Origin of the sequence: Phaeobacter sp. JH20_08 (assembly GCF_048056635.1) — a bacterium.
Lineage (GTDB): Bacteria > Pseudomonadota > Alphaproteobacteria > Rhodobacterales > Rhodobacteraceae > Phaeobacter > Phaeobacter bryozoorum.
In genome coordinates, this window is the sequence record NZ_JAYMVV010000010.1 from 1 (window position 1) to 21,519 (window position 21,519).

The following is a 21,519-nucleotide window of genomic DNA, read 5'->3' on the forward strand; positions in this document are numbered from 1 at the left end:
ATTTCCCGATGCTGCAGACCCAACAAAGGTCCGCTAGCGAGTTTCCGTCAAACTTGCCCAGTAATCAGGGATCAACTCAATCGTTTTAATCAATTCCGGATCGCCTGCAGTTATTTGCTCACGGCGAACGCTTAGGGTGGCGCTTACTCTATTCGCTAACTCGAAAACAAGACGGCAGGTTACGCCTTGCCTGTCAGTTTCGGCCGGGTCGGGGCTATAGAAACATGTGACCCGTCCAGGCCCGAGCGCAGTGTCAGAGTATTGTGCGGTCAGTTCCGGTTCGTCTCGGTCAGATGGGCCAGACGTCGCATCTCTACGTAGTTCAAATTGCATCGTCGGCATGTCGCGGCACCAGATACTATCGGCCTGATCTGGGCGGATTTCGCGACACCAATGATCCACTTTTTCTTGTGTGAGGCAGTAGTCGTTTCCTAGGCGACAGTCATGCTCTACAGGTGAAACTCTGATGGTTCGAAAATTGATAGGGTCGCGACGTTCATGCAGGAGTACGTCGTTTGGCTTGGTGAAACCGGAAACGGGGTTGGTTAGGTTTGTTGAGCATCCGAATAGCCCAGCTTGAACATCCGGCGCACAGTCGTCGAATACGCGGAGGCGAGGACTCGCTGGAAAAGCAACCTGATGCTCTGCCAAGGTGCCCGTGAAATCCGCGCGGATGATTTCTGCGGCCCGAACATCTTGATCCTCAACTAAATGGCGCTTTGCTAATTCACGCTGCGCGACTGGCAAAAGTGTTGCTGATGCTGTCAGCCCCAGGATTGCAACCCCATTTGCCCGCGAGGCCCACCTTAGTCGCTGGTGCCCGATCCACAACACAATCGAAGCGCCAGCCATGCCGAGTGCAGCGCTGCTTGCCACAAATGGAACTAGCATGATGGGTCCAAGCGCGAAGAAAGCAAAGTTCAGAACCGAGCCAATGCCCTGCATAGGAGCATTGGCTGGTCCCAGCAGCAAAACCAAAGGGACGACACCCAATATTACTCCCCAGTTGAGAGCTTTGCGCGGGTTTCGAATAAACCGCAGAGAAAGTACAAACCCGATGAGAAATCCAAGAAAAATATATAGAAGCATGTCGACCAATAACACTCCCGTAGGGCCGATACGCAAGAACTATTGGATCTTTGACGAGCCCTAGTGTTCAAGAGCAGTCATTGGCGCAGCCGCTGCGAAAAGGCGCTTTGTCCCGCTGTGTGTGAATTCACCAGGTCCAACACCTCGTAGCCGCAGCGAACGGCAGGAACGGCGGGCCGCGCAGCAGCATAAAATCTCAGCTGGTTGCCTCAAACGGCCGACTTTGCAAAGCCCGCTCCCGCAACCAAAACAAAAAAATAAAACAAACAACATAGCGCCCCAAGGGGCGCTTCTGGCGTTCATAGCACTGGATGTGTGGAAACACTATGGAAGGGGACCGTCCGGCGAACGCGCTCTGGTGTGGTTCCGATGCTGCCTGCTACGCTGCGTCAGCGGCGTAGCGCCATGGGGCATAAGTTCATTCAGACGTGTGATTTTGTGGTCCGTACCCGCGCCACTCGGCGATCCGATTCAAGTCTCGGGCGACTCGCGCACCGCCAATGGATGTGTCAACGATGGCAGCCAGACATTCCCGGCTGAAGCTGGCGCTCTGGCGTTACGATTACAACACGGTCAGGCCGCACTCATCGCTCGGGGACAAAGCACCGTCCGAAGCGCGCCGGACGCTTGAGCAATTTGAGGGCTCCACGCCCGGCGCGCTTGCCCAGCCCGAAACCGACAACTATCAAAACCAAGCCCGAAGACTCTCGCTATGAACGAGGGACAAGTGGGGGCAGGTCGCAACGATTAGCTTAAATTACGCCAGATCCTGTTCAAAGATTGGGGAGTAGCTCACATTCAATACTGAAAGATGACCTTCAGAAAATTTCAGAAAATTTCAGCACCAGTTTCAGGACATCTGACCTCAGCGACCTGATGATGATTGTGCAAGGTTCATAAAGACAGGGCCTGCTGCCAATCATCAAAGCGAGGAACTCACTATGTCTACCCTTTTGACAATTAACGTAAAAAATCTTGAGCCGGCAACACAGGGCTTCTTCTTTTTCCAAGAGCCGGCAAACTATACTGGCGGTGCAACAGTATATTCGAACAGTCTCTTTGCAGAGAACCTTGCCAACTATGGTTCGTCTGGCTCAATCCTGACCTTTCAGGTTGATCTGCAGTATTATGCGGGCATTCAGGAGGCCCATTCTGCGCCGGCCGTTGGCCAGTCCTCAGGCTATTCGTCTGCGAGCCGTGCGATCGATCTTGCGCCTGCTGGTGGCGGCGCTGCCAATGACTCCACGACCGCCAGCGTAAGCCCCGCACTTGGCCTATCGACACCGACGAACGAGGCCGGCGTACAGCCTGGCGCATTCCGGATCAACACACCGAGCTTCTCTTCACCGCCCTTCTACAACGTCGGCTCGGCGGTATCTGTAAACGGGGGGATCGTCTTGTCGAACTTCGTTCAGGCAAATCCACAGTCGCACGTCGATTGCGAGCCGATCCTGAAATACTACGTTGCGACAGGGACCTACACGCCTGGCACGGTGATGGATTTCACCGCTGCGTCAAAAACCTCGGCACTGTGTGATTTCACCGGGGGCTACACTGTGATTGACGTGGAGCTGGCAGCTAATGGGGATTGGAACATCACCAGCCGGACCTAGGCTGATCTTTCTTTGTCCCTGGTGGAACTTCGGAGCAGTTTAGGCTGGGCCGTAGAATGGACTGCACTCATGCCGTACACGCTGACCATAGTAATCAGGAACCTGTCTCAATCTAAAATGCAGTTCTATGCGTTTCAGCACCCTGCAAATTACCAGAGTTCAGGAAGTGTACTTCAGTCGTCATCGGCCAGCTTGGCTACGGGTGCAGTCCTCCCCTACAAATCATCTGGGTCCACGCTTCAGTTTCAATTTGAACGACAACCTTATGTGGCCGCATTTAGCAATCAAGCTAAACTCGCCATGCTTGTGAAGCCGCAACCTTATGAAAACGCTTCTCAAACGTCCGTTGTTGCCAAATGGCCAATTGCTCTGACGCCAAAAGACCAGACCAAGCAGGTGCCTAATAATACTCAGTTGACGGTCGGGTCGCTCGGTTTATCCATGCCGACCTACGCGTCAGGCATCCCTGAAGGGAACTTTGGTATCCAGATACCAAGCTACACTCCCACTGGTGGTTTGAAGCTCCACTGCGGCAATGGGATCAAGGTGAGAAACACGCAGGTCGTCTTGTCCAGCTACGTCACCCCCGCACCAGTCAGTCACATATTCTGCGCGCCAAAACCGAAATTCTACGTAAAGACAGGCAATCACCCCGTCGGATCACCCATTTCGTTTTCGGTCGCAGGGGCTGTTCTGTGCGATTTCACTCAGGGCTATTCCACCTGCAACGTGGACTATCAGTCAGACGGCACATTCACAGTCCACCGCCAATAACGACTTGTTGCGGGGCCTTGTTGGGCCCCGGGAAACACTTCGCCGCATGGCGATCTCCCTCAAATCTATGGCGAATAAGGAATTTAGATATGACACTTCTTAAACGACTTGCTGCCACCCTCGTGCTGTTGGTTGCCTTGCCTGCTTTTGCGCATGCTGCATGCACAGCAACCAATAATACCGAATATTCTGCCGCCATTGCCCATGGCCACGCATACACGAAGCACTCAGCCGAATTCGTACATGGAAAGGTAATCGATGGTTTGGCATTCCCCGATCCGACGATTGCCAATGCGGATGAATTCGCGACATTCCTTCTGGGGATTATGAACGCTCCGACGGAGTCCAAGCCCTTGGCCAACAGTCGCTATGCATACTGGCATACGCCCACCGGCACGGTCATCATCACAAATGATAATGCCAACGACTGCGGCACCGCGTTTCGTCCATTGACCGGCAAGACCTACTACGACAACCTAAGTTGAGTTCAGTCCTAAATCCATGCCGCCTCTCCGATTTGAGGAGGGCGGCAGATTTAATGAGGAAAGCGCAATGCCTGACAAATCTCCAAACACGTTGACGGCAACAGAGTGCATGGCTTTGGCTAACTGTCTGAATCATATGATTTCACAGACAGAAACGGACGAATTTTCTACCCTTGTAGGTATTGATAAGGAAAGCGCGAAGTCCCTGATGATCAAGCTAAAAACTATGATCGCAAACTGACCAGAAGCTCGTGAACATTGCCCCTACCAGGGCAATGTTGCTCAACCTCTTTCAGGCCAACCAAAATCCACTGAAATATCAACTTGGCCGCCACCTGTTCGGGTTATGGCAGCCTTATTGTTGGGATCTTCGGCCTCCGCCAAGGAGCGCAGCCATTTGCGGTCAGTCTCAACCCCTTCGGAGGTCATTTGAACCGCGAGGCGCGCAACCCTGGGTGCGGCGACACTGGTGCCGCCCATGCGGGTCAAGCTGCCGCTGTTGGATCCCGCGCTCAATACGCCGGTCAAGACCGGACTGTCATCCGCAAGTGCCGCCGCATCCGGTCCCAGTCGGTTTACCTTTTTCTTCCCCCGAGAAGGGGTAATCGGCCCTGCAGCGGAATAGTCTGACAGCAAGCGATTACTCTGGGTGAAGCCGGCAACCACCATCGGTGTTTTCCCGCAGGCATAACCGTTCAACGTGCCGGCGCGCCGGATTGGGCTGGTTGTTCCCGCCGGATCCACCGGAAGGGGCGCGCCGAGTGCATTATAATAGACATAGTCAGCGTTGTTAAAATACCCTTGCCGACCACCGGGCAGAAAACCGGGCAAGGTTTCGTCACGCTCTATCCAGATTTGAACGTCGTCACTGCTGTTCATATCGCAGGACATAATATCGACCCGCCAACGGCCAGCTCGGGCTAAGTCGATAGCAGATTGATGCGCAGTAGGATTGATACTGAAGGTTATCACCCCGCGACGTGTATGCCCCCCGTCGAACCGATACGTCAGGCGTGCGACCTCCTGGCCCTGCTCGTCAACCAGTCGCTGCCCGGTATTGCCGGATACATAAACTGTCTTGCTCGCAGGGCCAGATGGAACCGTGACACGGACCCCCACAAGCCGGGGCGGCGGATTGGTTGCGTGGTATGGCATCCACATCTGGAGATGGCTTGACGTTCGGTCATCCGGCTGAGCAACAAAATCCAGTTTCCACGATGGGTCCTTGGATTTGCTTTTCGCATTCTGAAGATTCAGGTCTGCATGAATACGACTAAGGTTACCATTACCCGCCGGTAGCACAATCTGGCGTGTTTGATTTGCATCGGGCTTCTTTGCTTGTGGCCCGAAATACCGGTCAATCACGCGGTCAATACCGCTGGTTCCATCGTGAGGCCCCGCGAAATTCCCATAGCTGAAATTGAATATGACAGGAGGTTTACTTTTGTCAGGCAGCCGGAACCGCGCCGCCTGATTGCACAGGCGCTTGAGCGCTAGTTTAAAGCTGGGCAGCGTATTCTGTCCGGTAGAATCCTCAGTAACCCGGGAGGGCAACAACGCGCAGATAATTGGCCGGTTACTCGGGGCATTGCTCATCGAATATCCAGCGGCCAGCGCCATCACATGCGTGCCATGCGAACGACGCAAGGCGACGGCGGAGAGTGCTTTGCTACGCGCATTTACCAGACCTACCGCTGCATAAAATGCAGGCTCATCCAACAAGCCGTTGGTCGTAAATTCCTGCAAGAGGGCGTCGATTTGGGCTTTACTATAGCTGCGTCCCGACGCCCCCACCCGAGAGAGCTGTTCAGGAGACGCTGACAGGATTGTTGCAAACTCCACCCGCGACGACACCAGGCCATCTCGAAACAGGTTATGGGCGAAGGCAATCGCATCGTCGATGACGGCTGTGATGACCGTTCCTTCGGGCACCTCAATGATCTTACGACGATTGCTGTCGTCATCATTTGTATCAACGCCAGACAGATCAGAGTCCGTAACAGTTGTTCCCAACGTCAAACCTATCACTGAATAATCGGCGGCGTGACGGTTGAACGCATCTAACAGCGGTTTGCGGGCAAAAATTGAAACGAATTGCGTTTCTTCGACCCTATCACGATCATCTGCATCATAATCAGCTGGGATGACCAGGTCGTCCGGGAACCGGCTTTGCGCACGCTCTTCAAACTCGCGGATACTAATATCTTGCAACTCAACAAGGGCGGACCACCAAGGTTGAGACGCCGCTGATGTAACGTGCATAAGTGGACGTGACAATCGATAGTCAGCAACGTCAGACAGCAGATCCTGCGAATGAAATGTTTCCCAATGCAATGGCATGATTATTGCTCCTTTTCCGGCAAGGCATTGGAGTTATAAGGTAAAATCCTGCCACTCGGCCTGCGCCTTCTTCCACAGCCATGTCAGAACCGGAGAAGCCATGTCCGGTGTCGTCGGGTGACGCTCGCTGGTGGCCCAAGGGTTGCGTTTTTTGCCCGCCTTTTTCGTTTGGCGATCTTCGCGTGCCAGATACAGCGCGTGCCAATCAAAGTCCTCCGCAGCATTGAACGCGGGGCCATTGAAACAGGCACTTGTCAGCTCATTTGCCTCTGGGTCACATACCGCGTGCAGATAGTCCGCTAACGTGAGCCCCAGCATTGCCCCTGCGGCACTATCAACTGGAAAGTGAACGCCTGCGACAGTTCGGTTCGTGGCAATCCGGGATGCCAAACGCATGAACATTTCGCCCCAGACGCCGTCTTCGTGATATTGCTCCGAGTTGGAGGCCCGCAGCAGTTTCCATAGGAGGCGCGCAGTCACGAAGGATTCCGTAGCATGGCCACTCGGCAAAGAGCCGTGAGTGGGCGTTGGGATTATTGGTTGAACCTGTGGCGAAAACTCTATCGGGCGTTTGGCGGAAATACTGTATTTCAAACGCATGCAACAATAGTTGGTGAACCCTAGTGCTGCAGACATCAGTTCCAGCGTAAATGGGGTTCTTGCGGGATCCATAAAGGAAATCGACGCCAAAAAAGGCGTAATTGCGCTGGTCTGCGAAAGGATCTCCGCAGCCCGATCGCCGCGCAGGTCAGCATAGGCTGTGAGATAGGCCATCTGTTCCTTGAACTGATCAATCGTCGGGGCTGTGATTTGGACCAGGAGGCTATCTGCTTGAGGCGAACGACCCGCTGGCCGAGTATCCCGCCGCCAAAGGTTGGCGATAGCCGTCTCATCCATGGCATCCGAAAATGCAACCTGCGATCCTAGTTCGGACAAGTATAGGCTGGCCCGGACATCTGCCGACAACCGCGCCAGATTGCGCGGATCATGGGGACTACCCGGAGTAATGTGGGGATTCAGATCTAAGGGCGCACCGACAATACCATCGCGCGTCGTCAACAAAGCCTCAGCTGCGACCGTGCTCCCAGAGGTTTCAAAGCTATTAAAGCTGTTGAAGCTATTAAAACTATTGAAGCTGTTAAAACTATTCTCGGGCGAACCTTTGGCATTTAAGGGCAATTCAACTTTCCTTTGATAAATCATAGGGTGCTAGTGATAAATACCCGATCAGGAAGAGATCAGATGATATGTCACGGCCTTAAATTGATTGGGGCAAGGCTCGTATGAAGAAGTATGCTTAAATGACGCCACGCTATTGGCTGCGCGTACCCTGCCGTTCTCACACTGACCGACGTTCACACCCCCTGCTGCGTCAAAAATTACCGGAAACCAACACTGGCGACCGATGCGACCCCTGTGCGCCAAGGCGCAGTAGTCACCACCTTAGGGTGTTCCTGCAAAAATGAAACAAAATAAAGTTGTACGCCTTGTCATCGCGCCAAGGTGCCGTCAGAACGGCAGATCTGCTGGAGATTGTGCCTAGCTTTCGGGAATCCCGAGGTCCTTCAGTGTTTCCGCAAAACGTAGACCGACTTGATAAGAGGAACTGGGAGACCGCCTGAGCCACCCGTCGACAGTCAGATTAGGCTGCACTCTCAGCAGTTCCCTGGTAGTTTTACGTGCGTCGCTCTCACGTCCCAAGCGCAATTGTGCTACAGCTTTAATCCGCAAGGTAGAGGCATGTGACCGGTTCAGTCGAAGCGAAGCGTCCGCCAGTTCAATGGTACGGGGCAAATTATCAGCGGCGAGGCTCGCCCCGGCAGAAAGCGCCAGGAACATAAAGCGGTGCGGGTCGAGTGGGGCAAGATGCATGGCCAGTTCGGTGTCGCTGACCGCCAGATCTCCCTGTCCTTGAAACGCATAGAGTGTACCCCGCAGCAGGCGTCCGTTTGCATCGTTCGGGTTCACTTCCAGCGCTGTATCGTATCGATCTTGTGCAAGCTCCAAATCTCTAAAGAGGTTGACCAAAACAGCACCTTCACTAATCAGCCCCAATGCGCATTCCGGATCAATTTCGAGCGCACGCGACGTATACTGTAGCGCACTCTGACCATCGTTTTCGGGAGTTTCTGTCCATCCTTGCTGCACCTGAAGAACATACCAGCGGGCCACCCAAGACAAAACCAATGGGTGATCCGGAGTTCGGTCCATCAACTCATCCAGCATCACTCGCGCCGCTTGGAAATCGGACTTGGATAACCGATGCATGAGAGCCACCGCACCCAGCAGAAGCGTCGAATTCTTCAACGATGTGATTGGCTGCAATCGTGATTTTCGTACTTCATTGAGGCTGATCGCTTTGCGAATGCTCATCACAATCTCGTCGATAACACCGAGATTGTTGATCCAACTTTCTAACGGCTTCAAGATCCGCTCTGACCACAAAATCTTGCCGGATGAAACATCGATCAATTCAAGAGTTACGATCACCCGTGAGCCATCGTCGTCGCAGACGCCGGACACTAAAAATTCTGCGTTGAACGTCTTTTTACAAAGCTCCAACGTCATGTTTTCGGTTCGGATTCCGAAAGTTGAAAGGCGTGAAATTACGTTGAGGTCGGTTGATTGGGATAATGCCGATATGATGTCGTCAACCAGCACATTGGCCAGAACAGGATCATGAGCGCTGCGATCGCGTGTTGTAAACGGTAGGACAGCCACCGTTGGCAATACATCGTCCAGATTGGTGCGCGCAGCAGGATAGTATGCCGATCCGTATCGGTGCACACGATACAAGCGAATACCATTGACCTCAGCCAGCTGATGCTGATCTCCCAGATCCTCGAATTCGCATTCTAGACTGAAGTGTAGCTGATCCCTCACCTCAACGGTGGCGTATTCCCACTCATCGCTCGTTTCTAGCAGCAATTTTGACAAGGCTGCTATCCGGCTTCTTTCAAGAGTATCGAGGGCGGTGCGAAGAACGCCAATTCCCAACGCACGTGCACTCCTGATCAAGGCCCTGCTGCATCGAACTGCTTCGATTGGGGTTGCAAAGGTCAGAGTTGCACTGTTTCCATCAATTGCTTTTGCCCCGGTGGGCCGGTGCAGCCGTACCACCGATTGTACCGCTTCATGCAGCGGGGTTTCGTCAGGCCCTCCCGCAGGTCGACATATGATCACCACAGTACGCTGGCGTGTCGCCTCCCATTCTATCAGGTCAGCGCTGATATGGTGAGGCAGAGTTTTCTGTGCAGTGCTGGCGGCAACAACGGATCGACTATCCAGTAGGTATCCTTGTTTTGGAATGGTGCGAAGCAACTTGCGATCACTATCCCCCAGCGATTTGCGAATTTCCGAGATGCATTGTGTAAGGCTGTCATCCGTCACACTCGTATTCGGCCAGACGGCAGCAAACAGTTCAGATTTTGTAATCACTGTACCCGATTGTTTGGCCAATACTGCTAAGACCTGGCCAGACTGAGGCCGCAACGGTACCGTGTTCCCAGACGGGTCTAAGAGTTCATTGGAGACGGGATCATAGAAATGGTCTCCAATCTGAAGTTGGTTTCCGGCATCGGGATGCTTTACGGTATCGGTCATGAAGCCTAAGCTACCTATATATTTGATATTTTACGCCCACGATCCCCGATTTTTCCACTCGTCAGCCGTCGGTTCTGATGGAAAATCCAGCGAAATTCTAAAAGCGAACAGAAAGCCTCACGCCTCACCCTTCAACATGCAAAAGTTACAATCATAAGAGCAACCCAGAATGTATCCGTCACGTTTCGATGGCGACCCGGGCGCTTGTCTCAGCCGCACTCTCCAGTTGGGAACATAACACCAAGGCACGCGCGGCAGCCGCTTGAGCAATTTGAGGGCTCCGCGCTTGCCAAGCCCGAGGCCGACGACTACCACAATCGAACCCGCAGACTCTCGTTGTGAATGAGTGACCCTCGTGGGTCAGGTCATGCCGGATCGGCAATGGTCTTGGAAACCGGCGTATCTATCAGCATGCATCCAGCCTTAATACTATGCCAGATGATCCTTGAGATGTTGCCCTTTGCGGTCTGGCGAGAGCTGATACCGACTGACAGGTGGAACGCGACTACCACAAGGCCGCTCATCCCGACCATAGGCCCAAATGCGTGCTGTCGTTGTTTCGCTCGTGCCGGGTGCCAGCATCTTAACTGGCGTATCATCAGCGAAGATGGCCTGACCGGCCGACACATGCCGCCCAATAGCATCCGCCAGTGGTTCTAAAAGAGCCGTGGACTTGCCGATCCAATCCGCCAGCGTCGAGCGATCAATGTCGATCCCGTCGGGCTCGAAGATGCCGCTCAGGCGGTACAGCGGCAGGTGACCCACGTATTTATTGACCAACACATGCGCTAGTAGGCCCGGACCGGGATGTCCGCGCTCAATGGCCCGCCAACTGATGCCGCAGCTTCTCGATCACGGTGATTTTGCCCTCTTTCGCCGATGGCGAGACGAACCGACCCTTCTCAAGCGGCTTGCTGAACAGGCATGCGCCCTGGCCATCCCACCAGATGATCTTGATCAGATCACCGCGCGGCCCACGAATGACAAACAGATGCCCTGCAAACGGGTCCCGCTTTAGTGTTTGCCGGGACAGGGATTATGCACAAACGCCTCGAATGAGACGCGCCAAGGCTTTGGGATCAATCCTCAATTGATGACCACCCGCGATGTCGATCTCAATCATGCTGTCGCCGGGGGTGCCATTGGACGTAAGCGTCGGGGGTTCTTCGGCAACAGGCCTGTCGACGATCTCAACTGGAAGAAAGCAAGGTGATGGGGCGGCCTGATCTTCGACGCCCTGCAGATCCGGCGCAAATTTAGCGTCACGCAACCAATTGTGGATCAGATTGGTGTTCATCGCGTAAAGCCGCACGACCTGCGCTACCGATCCCCCCGGCGTGCAGATCGACACCTCCTCCTCATCCGACCAGAAACGCTTCTTCCGACCGTTCTTACCCGCCGTATCTGCACTCAAGACGTCCACCATCGTTGGTGGACACTATCAACACATGCTATGAACCGTCAGAGCAGCGAGGCCGGACGCTTACCAAAATCCAAACACAAACAGCGCACAGAACCCCGCCAAATGCAGGCACAGTCGCGTTGGGATCATCAGCTGTAAAAGCTTCACGAAAACGCAAAAACAAAACCGAAAAGCAAAGCGAATCTAAAAAAAATACGGCGTTTCAGGTCGCCTGGTTCGGCTGTTTTCGGCAGAGATATCCAGAGCAGTCAGTGCTCTGACTGGATCTTTTACCTTTTATTATAATTGAATCGTTAGACATTCTACCAAGTTGCGCTGCCGCCGCGGCCTGCGAAATGCAGGGCCAAGGAGGCTTACGAAGCAAGTGGTCAAGGATTGCCAATGTCTATGTGTTGTTCTCTGTGCCAGGGTGCGCGTCTCAACAAATTCCTGGATCTGGGGCGCCAGCCGCTGGCCAACAAATACCCAAAACCGGATGAGTTCGATAGCGAGAGATATTTCCCGCTGGAGGTCTTCTTTTGCGAGACCTGCAAGAATGTTCAGCTTGGCGAGATGGTCCCACGTACCATCATGTTCGAGGATTATTACTATCTGAGTTCGGTCAATGGCGGGCTGGTTCGCCATTTCGAAGACCTTGCGGCGACCCTGAAGGATGCCGATTTCGTTGTTGATGTCGGATCAAACGATGGTGTTTTGTTGCGGCCGTTGAAGAGGCTTGGCGTTCGCGCGCTAGGCGTCGAACCTTCGGTGAACGTGTCCAAGATCGCAAATGACGAGGGGCTGGAGACGCTCTGTGCCTTTTTCGAGGAAACCTCGGCGAAACAGATCCTGGATCGCCACGGACCCGCCGATGTGATCGTCGCCAGCAGTGTGTTTACTCATCTTGATGCGCCGGATCAGTTCATCAGGGCAGCAGACATCCTACTTGCCGAGACCGGGAAGCTGGTGATCGAGGTGGAGTATATCCTCAACATGGTCACTCAGGTGCAGTTCGAGCGGTTCTATCTCGACCGGATTTTCTACTACTCGATCTCTTCGATGAAGGCGCTGTTTGGCAAGCATGGTATGGTGATTGCCTGCGTCGAGCCGGTTGAGCAGCATGGCGGTTCGCTGCGCTTTACCCTGATGCGTGACACCGTGGGCACCGAAGCGCCAGACCTTGAGGACCTGATCGCGACCGAGCTCGAGGTCCTGAATTCCGATGCCTTGACCGATTTCGGTCAACGCTGCCGGGCCTTGACCGACAAGCTGGTATCGGGGCTCAGACGTTGGCAGCAAGAGGGGATAAAGGTGGCCGGCTATGGCGCTCCCGCACGGCTATCGACCATTACCAATTTTGGCGGCATCGATAGCGAATTGCTGCCCTTCACCATCGATGACAGCCCGCTGAAGCAGGGGCGCACTTCGCCCGGAGCGCATATTCCGGTTGTGGCTGCGTCGGAACTTGAGAGCTACCAGCCTCAGGTGCTGGTGGTCTTTGCCTATGAATATATCGACGACATTCGGAGAAAGACGGGTAACGCCTACGATTACTACATGCCTATTCCGCTTGTTGAACTCACAGCCTCCTGATTATTAGAATGGGGACCAAAATGTCTGAAGAAATTCAAAGAATTGTCGAACGCCTTGGTGCTCATGCCCATCGGTTCTCAGGAAAGACCGTCCTGCTTGCAGGCGGTGCCGGCTTCTTGGGGAAACATTTTCTAAAGGTGTTTCAGAAGCTGAACTGCGATGTTCTGAGCCAGCCCTGCCAGGTCATTTCGGTGGACAACTATATCACCGGGACCAAGAACCTGGATGAGAGCATTGAACGCGACCCCAGCATCACGCAGGTCTGGGCCGATGTGACCCATCCGCTGCCGGTGCGCGAAGACATCGACTTTATCATTCATGGCGCGGGCATCGCGTCGCCAGTCTACTACATGCGCTATCCACTGGAGACGATCGAAAGCGCGGTTCATGGCACCCGTAACCTGCTGGATCTCGCGTCTCGCAACAAGAACCTCGAAGGTTTCTTGTTCTTCAGTTCCTCGGAAATCTACGGTGATCCTGATCCCCGAGCGGTTCCGATCAAGGAAGACTACCACGGCAACGTCTCGACCGTTGGTCCGCGTGCCTGCTACGATGAATCCAAACGCCTCGGTGAAACACTCTGTACCATCTACAATGAGCATCATGGCGTTCCGACAAAGATCGTTCGCCCGTTCAACGTCTTTGGCCCGGGCATGGGCCACAATGATCGCCGCGTGATCCCGATGTTCACCTATCAGGCGCTGAACGGCCGCACGATTCCAGTGCATGGCACGGGGCTGCAAACACGTACGTTCTGCTACATCACTGATGCGATCTACGGTTTCCTGATGACGCTTCTTGAGGGCAAACGGGGAGAGGCCTACAATATCGGCAACCCCGACAATGAAATCTCGATGAACCAGCTTGCGGCAATGTATCCAAGGCTGGTACCGGGCGCGACCTTCACCACGATCGATTATCCGGACACATATCCGGCGGGTGAACCCAACCGGCGTTGCCCGGATATCACCAAGGCCTACGAGGCCTTTGGGTATACGTCCGAAGTTGATGTAGAGGATGGTCTGAGCAGATTCATCGACTGGGCGCGGCTTGAGCACAGCTACATCGACTATGAACCTGAGACGGCAGTGAAACTGGCCGGTTAAGGCCTCATGACAACCTTGGGTTTGATCGGGCGAGGCGCTTGGGCCCGCACGATTGGCATGACACTGGATAGTCTGCCCGACGTGAACTGGCTGCCAATTACCGATCCCGGCCAACCTGTAGATGGCGTTGTCATCGCCAACAGAAGCAGGGATCACGTCACGTCGGCGCTGCCTTTTGTGGCAGCCGGCGTGCCGTGTTTCGTCGAAAAACCTCTGGCCACCTGCCTTGCGGACTTTGTTGAGCTGAAGGCCGCCGCTGATGCAGCGAACTGCCCGGTCTTTGCCGGGCACCTTCATCGGTTCAATCCAGCCGCCGAAGTCTTTTGTGCAACCCTGTCGCAGATTGGACCGGTCCAATCGGCTTCAGCCTACTGCGCCAACAACAAACCACGCGACGACACATCCGTGATCTGGGACTGGTTACCGCATCCTCTCTCTTTGGCCCGGCAGATTTTCACAAGCCCGGCAGACCATGCCAGGGCGAATAGTTTGCACGGTGGCAATCGTCCGCAGCATGTCAGGGCCGAGCTCTTCTATCAGGGAAGAAAGTTCACTCTGGAGGCCAGCTGGCGCGCATCGACGCCAGCCTTTCGCATCATCGCCAGGGGCCGCGACGCGACGCTGATCTTCGATGACAAGGCTGAGGAGAAGGTTGTACTAACGCGAGAGGGCACCAGTACACCGCTCGCCTATGGGCAGGAGCCACCGCTCACTCGCGAGCTGCGTGCCTTTGTCGATATGATCGGCGGGCGGCGCGAGAATGCCTCATCACTCAGCGCGGCAGAAGATGTCATGCGCAGCCTGGACGCGGTTGCCCGTTCCGTCAGCGAAAGGGGCGCCCGGGTGGCGATCAATTGGCCCGGCTAAGGTGGTGATAGATCTGCGTCAGGATCTCCTGAACGCGCCTGTCCACGTGGCTGGTTTCCATGGCCAGCTCATGACGGGCGATCAAACCCGCCTCGCCCTGTGTCCGGAAATGATCGTTGGCCGCCTCTGCTATGGCTCTAGGGTTCTCCAGATCACTCGGCTCAAAATAGGACAGATGCTCCTGCAGCGGCGCCAGCGCAGGTAGTTCCCTGAGGCTGGCTGGCAGGATTGGAACACCGCCGGTGATCAGCGCATCAAATACCCGGATCGGCAGATCGTCGCGCGTTGGAATGATCCAATGGCTCATATGGGCTGCCCATTCATCCAGTCGGTCCAGCTCGGTTCGATTATGATACAGCCGTGTTGCGGGCCCGACATGTTTGAAATGCGTGTTCAACCCTTCCAGCATCGCGTTGCGTTCAGGGAATTGGGGATAGACGATATGACGCCCGAGAGGTTCCGGATCCCGAACAGAGGCCAGAAGGCGACCACGGTGCTCTGTCAAAAAGGACCGGGTCCATTGGATGACCGCAGCACTGATCGGTGCGCTCATCGCCGCCGTCATCTGGGCATAGGTCTCATTGTTATGCGGATGGCATGGGACGTAAAAGTCCGACAGAAGCGCAAAGTTCACGGATTCGGTAATCTGATGATGGTTGTCGAAATCCCAGATACACACATGTGCACGCGGCTGATTGGCAAACATGGCCGCATACTTATTCATACCGGCCTGAATAATGTCATTACTGTTCAGAATATAGATTGTGCCAGCGTCGAAGTGGGTAATGGATTTCAGGTCGACCAGCCCAATCTGATCCGTTTTCTCCGCCTTGCCGAAAATACCGGCGCTGAGAAGAACACTGGTCTGAGGGCGTAGCTTCATTCCTTGAGAGAAAGCGCTGCGGCGTGCTTCCTTTTGCTGGTTCCATTGTGCGATCTGTTTGTTTTGGGGCGTTATATGCTGCGACGAAGGATCCTGGGTCTCTTGATAAGTATGTGCCACTGTTCAATCTCTCAAATAATTATCTCTACGCGCTGCCTTGCCGCCTCTGGTTGTACTTTTGCATGGCAGCATCCGCCGGCGCGTCGGTAAGGGGACCAAGACCAAAATAAGCCAATAATACTGAAAATTTCTCTAATCGGGCACTCCGCAGGCAGAATGAAGCAGTATGCCGGAACAGGTTCGGCGCTCCTCACCCGCAGGATATCTGCAATCAACCGCAGATAAAGATCGGCAATACCGCTGGGAGCAGCCCGGGGGCATTCACGGGCGACAGCGTCACCCGGTCAAGCGGCCTCCAGGCCAATGCGCAAAGCCTCAAGCAGGCTGCTGGCCTCTCCCTCACTCAGGATCAGCGGCGGCGAAAGAATGACATTTGCGCCCGAAACCCGAACCAGGGCACCGGCCTCATAGCAGGCCTCCTGGACGGCCAAGGCCCTGCGCCCGTCAAGTGGCGCTCGTGTCTGGCGATCACTCACCAGTTCAATGGCCGTCATCAACCCATGCCCGCCACGCACATCCCCGACAATCTCGTAACGCTCCTTCAGCGCCAGACAGCCCTCGTAGAGCTGGGTGCCGCGGGCAGCGGCGGTCTCCGTCACCTTCAGCCGCTGCATTTCCGCCAGGCAGGCCAGCGCTGCGGCGGCGCCGACCGGATGGCCGGAATAGGTGTAGCCGTGGCCGATCTTGGCGTCCGGGTTATCCTCGAACACCTCGATCATCCGATCCCCCAGCATAACCGCGCCAAAGGGGAAGAACCCGTTGGTGATGGCCTTCGCGGTGCACATCATGTCGGGCTGAATGCCCCAGAGCCGGGCGCCGGACCAGGCGCCGGTGCGGCCATAGGCGGTGATCACCTCATCGGTGATCAGCAGGATACCATGGCGATTGCAGATCTCCTGAACCATCGGGGCAAATGACTTATGAGGCGGGATGACGCCTCCGGCGCCCAGAATGGGCTCCATGATCATCGCAGCGATCGTATTGGCCCCCTGAAACGCGATTTCATCTTCCAAAGCCGCGACGCAGAGCTGGGCAAGACGCTCGGGGTCGCTCTCATTGAATGGGTTGCGATATGTATAGGGCGCGGGGATATGAAAACAGCCCGGCAGCAATGGTTCATAGGCCGTACGGAAATTGGCGTTTCCGTTGACCGAGGCCCCGCCGATATGGGTGCCGTGATAGCCTTTCTTGAGGCTGAGGAACTTGGTGCGGCCCGCATCGCCGCGCAGTTTGTGATATTGCCGTGCCAGCCGCAGCGCGGTCTCGACGGAATCGGAACCGCCGGAGGTGAAAAAGGCCCGGCTCAGCCCGTCAGGGGCAAAGAACCGGCTCAGCTCATAGGACAGCTCGATCGCCGCATCGTTGGAGGTGCCGCGAAAGGTCGAATAATAGGGCAGCTTATCCAGCTGCGCGGCCATGGCGTCCTTTACCGGCTGGCAGGAATAGCCCAGGTTCACATTCCACAGACCGCCCACCCCATCAATGACCCGATGACCGTCGATATCCGTGATCGACACGCCTTCGGCCTCGGTGATGATCTTCGGGGGCTGGTTGATGCTGTCCTGCGGCGAGGTCATCGGATGCCACATCAGCCGACCGTTCTGTTCCTTGAGAAAGTTAGAGTCTTTCATGATGCGATATCCGATACATGTATGTGTGACGGGGACGGTTCAAGCGCGGTTGCCCAGGCAGCCTGCACCGCTGCGGGAACCGCGCCGCCCCAATTGCGGGTGATCTCGCGGCTGGCGGATGTGAGTTCTGTCTTGATCAGCCGCTGCTGTTCCGGTGTGACCCGTGCGGCCACGCTGGCCACCGATACCGCTCCGACAAACAGCCCGGTCTGATCGTAGAGGGGCGCAGACAGGCTATGGATCTCCGCTTCGAAACTCCGGTCTGAGCAGGCAAATCCGCTGGTGCGTGCCGCCGCGACCAATTTGTGCAGCGCCTCAGCTGTTGTTGTGGTATGGGGCGTGAACCGATCCAGCCGGGCGAGGGCAGAGGTCATCAGGGCCTCCGGGCCAAAGGCCAGCGCGCATAGCCCCGACGCCGTCGCATGAAGCGGAAAGGTCGTGATGTCGATAATCGCCCTCGTGCCGTGCCGGGGGGATTCGCAGGACGCCAGCGCGTAGAGCGTCGTTCCTGAAAGCACTGACACATGCGCGGTCTCGCCGGTGACCTCGGCCAGCTGCGACAGCGCCAGCTGAGCGCCCATCTCACGGGGGACGGTGGCCTCCCGCACCTGTGCCAGCTGCAGGATAGCAGGCCCCAGGCGATAGTGTTTTGTCACTGGATTCTGTTCGACAAATCCAGCGGTTTCAAGGGCCTGGAGGTGGCGGTAGGTGGTCGCCTTGTCCCGTCCCGCGATCCGGCACAGCTGCGACAGCCCGATCTCAGGCCGGTCGGTAGAGAAGTGCGACAAGAGCGCCAGCGTTTTGGTTGCAGAGGACATGCCTTCGGTCACCCTTCAAGCGAATTCAGAAAAAATTTGACACATGATGTTTAGCAAGGCAACCTTTTTTACGTAACGTCGGTTCGATATATGAACCGATGACAGGGAGGGAAACATGTCAAAGTTCAAGATTTCTGCCACTGCGCTTACCTTGGCCATGATGGCTGCTGCCGGTGCGGCATATGCCGAATACCCGGAGAAACCCGTTGAATTTGTGGTGCCATGGCCGCCCGGCGACCTGGAGGACGTCCTGACCCGTATGATCGCGGAGGATTTCTCGGCCGCCTATGATGTGCCCACTGCAGTTGTGAACAAACCCGGTGGCGGCGGCGGCCCGTTTCCCGGTGCGGTTGAGGTCGCCACTGCGCCTGCTGACGGCTATACGGTCGGATCCTTCATCATCGCCATTCCCGTGGTCGGCCCGCAGATCGGCATCCCGGAGCTGAGCCCGGATCCATTTGTACCGCTGGGCAATTTCCTGACCTACCCTTTCGTAATCGCTGCCGGGGCGAATGCGCCCTATGATGATATGGCCGGGCTGGCGGCCCATGCGGCGGAGAACGATGTGGTGCTTGGCCATTTTGGCGCTCCTCTGGTGCCGACGCAGGTCACATTGGGCCTGGCCAAGGAGATGGGGTTCTCCTACGCCTCCGACGCTGCCTTTGACGCCCTGGACTGCAACACGCTGGCCTCCGGGGATGTGGATGTGATCAACACCACGCTTCAGCTGATCCTGCCATGCCTCGACAGTGTAAAGGTGCTTGCCTCCATCGGCGCCGAGCGGATCCCGCTAACGCCGGATGCGCCCACCGTCGCAGAGCTGGCGCCGGATCTGAATGTCTCGCTGTGGAACGGGCTCTTTGTGCACAAGGACACGCCACAGGATGTGCGCGATAAGATCATCGCTGTCGCGGAGCAGACGGTGATGTCGGAGCGCGCCCAGGCGCTGGCCGCAGAAACCGGTGCGGCGGTCTATTGGCAGCCCGCCGCTGAGGTAGCCACTCAGATCAAGGCCGATATCGAGACAATGGCCCGGATCGACGGTATGTTGAGCAACTAACGGATCTCGCAGGCTCGGCGGCGTCGATCGCCGGGCCTGCGCAGCTCTAGCAAGGGGGCGACCAATGTCGCGGGTCAAAACGCTTCAAGCCTTGTTCAAACGCTACCGAAGACCGGGGGATATCGTCTTTGCCTGGATTGTGCTGGTCGGTGCTCTCCTGCTCCTGTCGCAAATCTTCGAGCAGACCGTCTGGCGTAAAGGCAGCGCGCTTTTTGCTCAACCTCGGTTCTGGCCAGCGGTGTCTCTTGGTGGCATGGCGGCTTTTGCCGCATTTCACCTGCTTGGCTCGGCGCTATCCGAACGGATCGAAGGACGCTGGCAGGAGGTCCTGCTCTGGATCGCCTCGCTGGAATATGCAGGGTGGTTCATCGCCTATGCTGCTGCGGTTCCCTATGCGGGCTACCTGCCGGCCACGGTGATATGCGCGGTCGCTCTGGCGCTGAGGGTGGGCTACCGGCGCCCCGCAACACTGGCGGTCGCGGCGCTTTCGGCGCTGCTGATCGTGGTGCTGTTCAAGACCTTGCTGAAGGTGAATCTGCCCGCAGGCCTCGCCTATGACTCCTTGCCCGACGGGCTACGCCAAATCATGCTGACCTATTTCTGATCGGGGCAACCAATGGAAAATCTCCTCGCCGGGGCCGAGATGCTGGCCCGCTGGGATGTGATCGTCGCGCTGTTGATCGGGTCAATCGGCGGCGTGATCATCGGGGCCATTCCGGGCGTCGGACCCGCAGTGGCGATCGCCATCCTGCTGCCGGCGACCTTTGCCTTCGAGCCTATCGTAGGATTGACGATGCTATTGGGGATCTACGGATCCTCGATGTATGGCGGGGCCATCCCTGCGGTCCTGATCAATACGCCGGGCACGGCGGTGAATGCGCTCACATCATATGACGGCTATCCGATGACGAAACAGGGGCAGGCCCATCGGGCGCTGTCGCTGGCCTATAGCGCGTCGTTCTGGGGTGGGATATTCGGCATCCTCTGCCTGATCCTGCTGTCACCGGTCCTGGCTCTCGTGGCTCCGATGTTCGGCTCCAGAGAGATCTTTCTTGCTGCACTTCTGGGGATCATCCTGGTCATCCTTGCCCACCGGGGCCAGATCTTTGCCGCCGGCGTTCTGGCGATGTTCGGCATCTTTCTACAGACCGTCGGCCTCGATGCGGTGACCTACACCCAGCGCTATACCTTCGGCCTCACCTTTCTCAGCTCTGGCGTGAACCTGATTGTTGTCGTGCTCGGCCTCTTTGCGCTGAGCCAGGCGTTTTTCCTGCTGACCGCCCCCGACAGCCAGCCGGATGCAAAGCCGGTATCAGGGCGGATGGGGGCCGGCATCAGGGAGCTGATGCAGCACAAGCGGGTAGCAACCGTCGCCTCCGCCTGTGGCGTGATCCTGGGCATGATCCCCGGCACCGGCGAGTTCACCGCCCAATTCATGAGCTACACCTACGCCCAGAAAACCTCCAAGACGCCGGAGCTGTTTGGCAAGGGATCCCCCGAAGGTCTGATCGCCTCGGAGGCTGCCAATAACGCGGTTCCGGCTGCGGCGATGATCCCGCTTCTCGCGCTCGGCATCCCGGGAGAGGCGCTGACGGCCATGATGCTGTCGGTGTTCTATGTTCATAACGTCATCCCCGGCCCACAGCTGTTTCAGAACAATATCGACCTGGTCTATGGTCTCTATCTGGCGCTGATCCTGCTCAATGTGATCGTGCTCGCCTTCCTAATGGTCTCCACCAATCTGCTGACCCGGATCATTCGCATCCCAACCCGGTTTCTGGGGGTGATGATCCTTTTGCTGTCCTTTGTCGGCGTCTATTCGCTGCGAAATTCCCTGACGGACTGCATGATTTCGGCAGGGTTCGGGGTGCTTGGCCTGATCCTGAAACGTCTGAACCTGCCGATTGTCCCGATCATCCTGGGCATGGTTCTGGGCGGCATCATGGAGGTGAAGCTGCGTTCGGCCCTGCCGCGCCTCAAGACGCCGCTGGATATGATCGACCGCCCGATTTCCTTTCTCCTCTTCGTTCTGATCCTGATCGTTCTGGCCCTGCACCTGCGCGCGCTGATGCGTGAATGGCAGGCGCATCAGCCCGACGAAGACCACGATCTGCACGACAGCCAAACAAGGTAGC

18 protein-coding genes and 2 pseudogenes are annotated in these 21,519 nt (G+C 56.2%); 10 read left to right on the plus strand and 10 right to left on the minus strand.

Annotated elements, in window-relative coordinates; genetic code table 11:
- Window positions 1–33: 33 nt before the first annotated feature.
- The gene (locus VWY75_RS09385) at window positions 34–1,098 is read right to left on the minus strand and encodes a hypothetical protein (RefSeq protein ID WP_416541634.1); all 1,065 of its coding nucleotides are present in this window, start codon (window positions 1,096–1,098) and stop codon (window positions 34–36) included.
- 521 nt (window positions 1,099–1,619) lie between these two features.
- Here VWY75_RS09385 and VWY75_RS09390 point away from each other — a divergent pair.
- The 4 genes and pseudogenes from VWY75_RS09390 to VWY75_RS09405 all read left to right on the plus strand — a co-directional run.
- Window positions 1,620–1,805, plus strand: a pseudogene (locus tag VWY75_RS09390) (integrase core domain-containing protein); the annotation flags it as partial.
- Window positions 1,806–2,030: 225 nt separating this feature from the next.
- A complete protein-coding gene (locus VWY75_RS09395) occupies window positions 2,031–2,702 on the plus strand; it encodes a hypothetical protein (protein WP_340546352.1) in 672 nt (223 codons plus the stop codon).
- A gap of 69 nt (window positions 2,703–2,771) precedes the next feature.
- Window positions 2,772–3,476: a hypothetical protein gene (locus VWY75_RS09400; RefSeq protein WP_416541636.1), complete on the plus strand. Its 705-nt coding sequence runs from the start codon at window positions 2,772–2,774 to the stop codon at window positions 3,474–3,476.
- A gap of 89 nt (window positions 3,477–3,565) precedes the next feature.
- Window positions 3,566–3,961, plus strand: a complete 396-nt coding sequence (locus VWY75_RS09405) for a hypothetical protein (protein ID WP_416537606.1) — start codon at window positions 3,566–3,568, stop codon at window positions 3,959–3,961.
- A gap of 282 nt (window positions 3,962–4,243) precedes the next feature.
- Here VWY75_RS09405 and VWY75_RS09410 read toward each other — a convergent pair whose 3' ends face one another.
- The 6 genes and pseudogenes from VWY75_RS09410 to VWY75_RS09435 all read right to left on the minus strand — a co-directional run bounded on the left by VWY75_RS09410 (window position 4,244) and on the right by VWY75_RS09435 (window position 11,330).
- Entirely contained in the window at window positions 4,244–6,301 is a 2,058-nt protein-coding gene (locus VWY75_RS09410) for a hypothetical protein (protein ID WP_416537607.1), read from the minus strand.
- Window positions 6,302–6,334: 33 nt separating this feature from the next.
- Complete coding sequence (locus VWY75_RS09415; protein ID WP_416537608.1) at window positions 6,335–7,504, minus strand: phosphatase PAP2 family protein; 1,170 nt, start codon at window positions 7,502–7,504, stop codon at window positions 6,335–6,337.
- A 336-nt stretch (window positions 7,505–7,840) separates the two neighbouring features.
- Window positions 7,841–9,904, minus strand: coding sequence for a winged helix-turn-helix domain-containing tetratricopeptide repeat protein (locus VWY75_RS09420; RefSeq protein ID WP_416537609.1), 2,064 nt, complete (start codon window positions 9,902–9,904; stop codon window positions 7,841–7,843).
- Window positions 9,905–10,333: 429 nt separating this feature from the next.
- Window positions 10,334–10,741 carry an IS66 family transposase gene (locus VWY75_RS09425; protein WP_416537631.1) on the minus strand — a complete coding sequence of 136 codons (408 nt, stop codon included), beginning with the start codon at window positions 10,739–10,741 and terminating at the stop codon, window positions 10,334–10,336.
- Window positions 10,722–10,922 (minus strand): annotated as a pseudogene (gene tnpB / locus VWY75_RS09430) (IS66 family insertion sequence element accessory protein TnpB); the annotation flags it as partial. The gene VWY75_RS09425 and the pseudogene tnpB, both read right to left, overlap by 20 nt.
- An 18-nt stretch (window positions 10,923–10,940) precedes the next feature.
- Window positions 10,941–11,330, minus strand: a complete 390-nt coding sequence (locus tag VWY75_RS09435) for an IS66 family insertion sequence element accessory protein TnpB (RefSeq protein ID WP_416537610.1) — start codon at window positions 11,328–11,330, stop codon at window positions 10,941–10,943.
- Window positions 11,331–11,708: 378 nt separating this feature from the next.
- Here VWY75_RS09435 and VWY75_RS09440 point away from each other — a divergent pair, with 378 nt between their 5' ends.
- Genes VWY75_RS09440 through VWY75_RS09450 form a run of 3 tightly spaced genes read left to right on the plus strand, consistent with a single transcriptional unit; the run spans window position 11,709 to window position 14,872 of the window.
- Window positions 11,709–12,899 (plus strand): class I SAM-dependent methyltransferase, encoded by a 1,191-nt coding sequence (locus VWY75_RS09440; protein ID WP_416537611.1) that lies wholly within the window; start codon window positions 11,709–11,711, stop codon window positions 12,897–12,899.
- Window positions 12,900–12,919: 20 nt separating this feature from the next.
- A complete protein-coding gene (locus VWY75_RS09445) occupies window positions 12,920–14,005 on the plus strand; it encodes an NAD-dependent epimerase/dehydratase family protein (RefSeq protein ID WP_416537612.1) in 1,086 nt (361 codons plus the stop codon).
- A gap of 57 nt (window positions 14,006–14,062) precedes the next feature.
- Complete coding sequence (locus VWY75_RS09450; protein WP_416537613.1) at window positions 14,063–14,872, plus strand: Gfo/Idh/MocA family protein; 810 nt, start codon at window positions 14,063–14,065, stop codon at window positions 14,870–14,872.
- Here the strand turns inward: VWY75_RS09450 and VWY75_RS09455 are convergent.
- The 3 genes from VWY75_RS09455 to VWY75_RS09465 all read right to left on the minus strand — a co-directional run bounded on the left by VWY75_RS09455 (window position 14,856) and on the right by VWY75_RS09465 (window position 18,324).
- Entirely contained in the window at window positions 14,856–15,755 is a 900-nt protein-coding gene (locus tag VWY75_RS09455) for a hypothetical protein (protein ID WP_416537614.1), read from the minus strand. The genes VWY75_RS09450 and VWY75_RS09455 overlap by 17 nt on opposite strands.
- Before the next feature lie 404 nt (window positions 15,756–16,159).
- Complete coding sequence (locus VWY75_RS09460) at window positions 16,160–17,506, minus strand: aminotransferase class III-fold pyridoxal phosphate-dependent enzyme (protein ID WP_340546364.1); 1,347 nt, start codon at window positions 17,504–17,506, stop codon at window positions 16,160–16,162.
- Window positions 17,503–18,324 (minus strand): IclR family transcriptional regulator, encoded by an 822-nt coding sequence (locus tag VWY75_RS09465; RefSeq protein ID WP_416537615.1) that lies wholly within the window; start codon window positions 18,322–18,324, stop codon window positions 17,503–17,505. Before VWY75_RS09465 ends, VWY75_RS09460 begins: the two co-directional genes overlap by 4 nt.
- A gap of 115 nt (window positions 18,325–18,439) precedes the next feature.
- Here VWY75_RS09465 and VWY75_RS09470 point away from each other — a divergent pair, with 115 nt between their 5' ends.
- The 3 genes from VWY75_RS09470 to VWY75_RS09480 all read left to right on the plus strand — a co-directional run bounded on the left by VWY75_RS09470 (window position 18,440) and on the right by VWY75_RS09480 (window position 21,518).
- Window positions 18,440–19,384 (plus strand): tripartite tricarboxylate transporter substrate binding protein, encoded by a 945-nt coding sequence (locus VWY75_RS09470; protein WP_416534256.1) that lies wholly within the window; start codon window positions 18,440–18,442, stop codon window positions 19,382–19,384.
- 64 nt (window positions 19,385–19,448) lie between these two features.
- Window positions 19,449–19,988 carry a tripartite tricarboxylate transporter TctB family protein gene (locus tag VWY75_RS09475; protein ID WP_416537616.1) on the plus strand — a complete coding sequence of 180 codons (540 nt, stop codon included), beginning with the start codon at window positions 19,449–19,451 and terminating at the stop codon, window positions 19,986–19,988.
- A 12-nt stretch (window positions 19,989–20,000) separates the two neighbouring features.
- Window positions 20,001–21,518 (plus strand): tripartite tricarboxylate transporter permease, encoded by a 1,518-nt coding sequence (locus VWY75_RS09480; RefSeq protein ID WP_416537617.1) that lies wholly within the window; start codon window positions 20,001–20,003, stop codon window positions 21,516–21,518.
- Window position 21,519 lies beyond the last annotated feature (1 nt).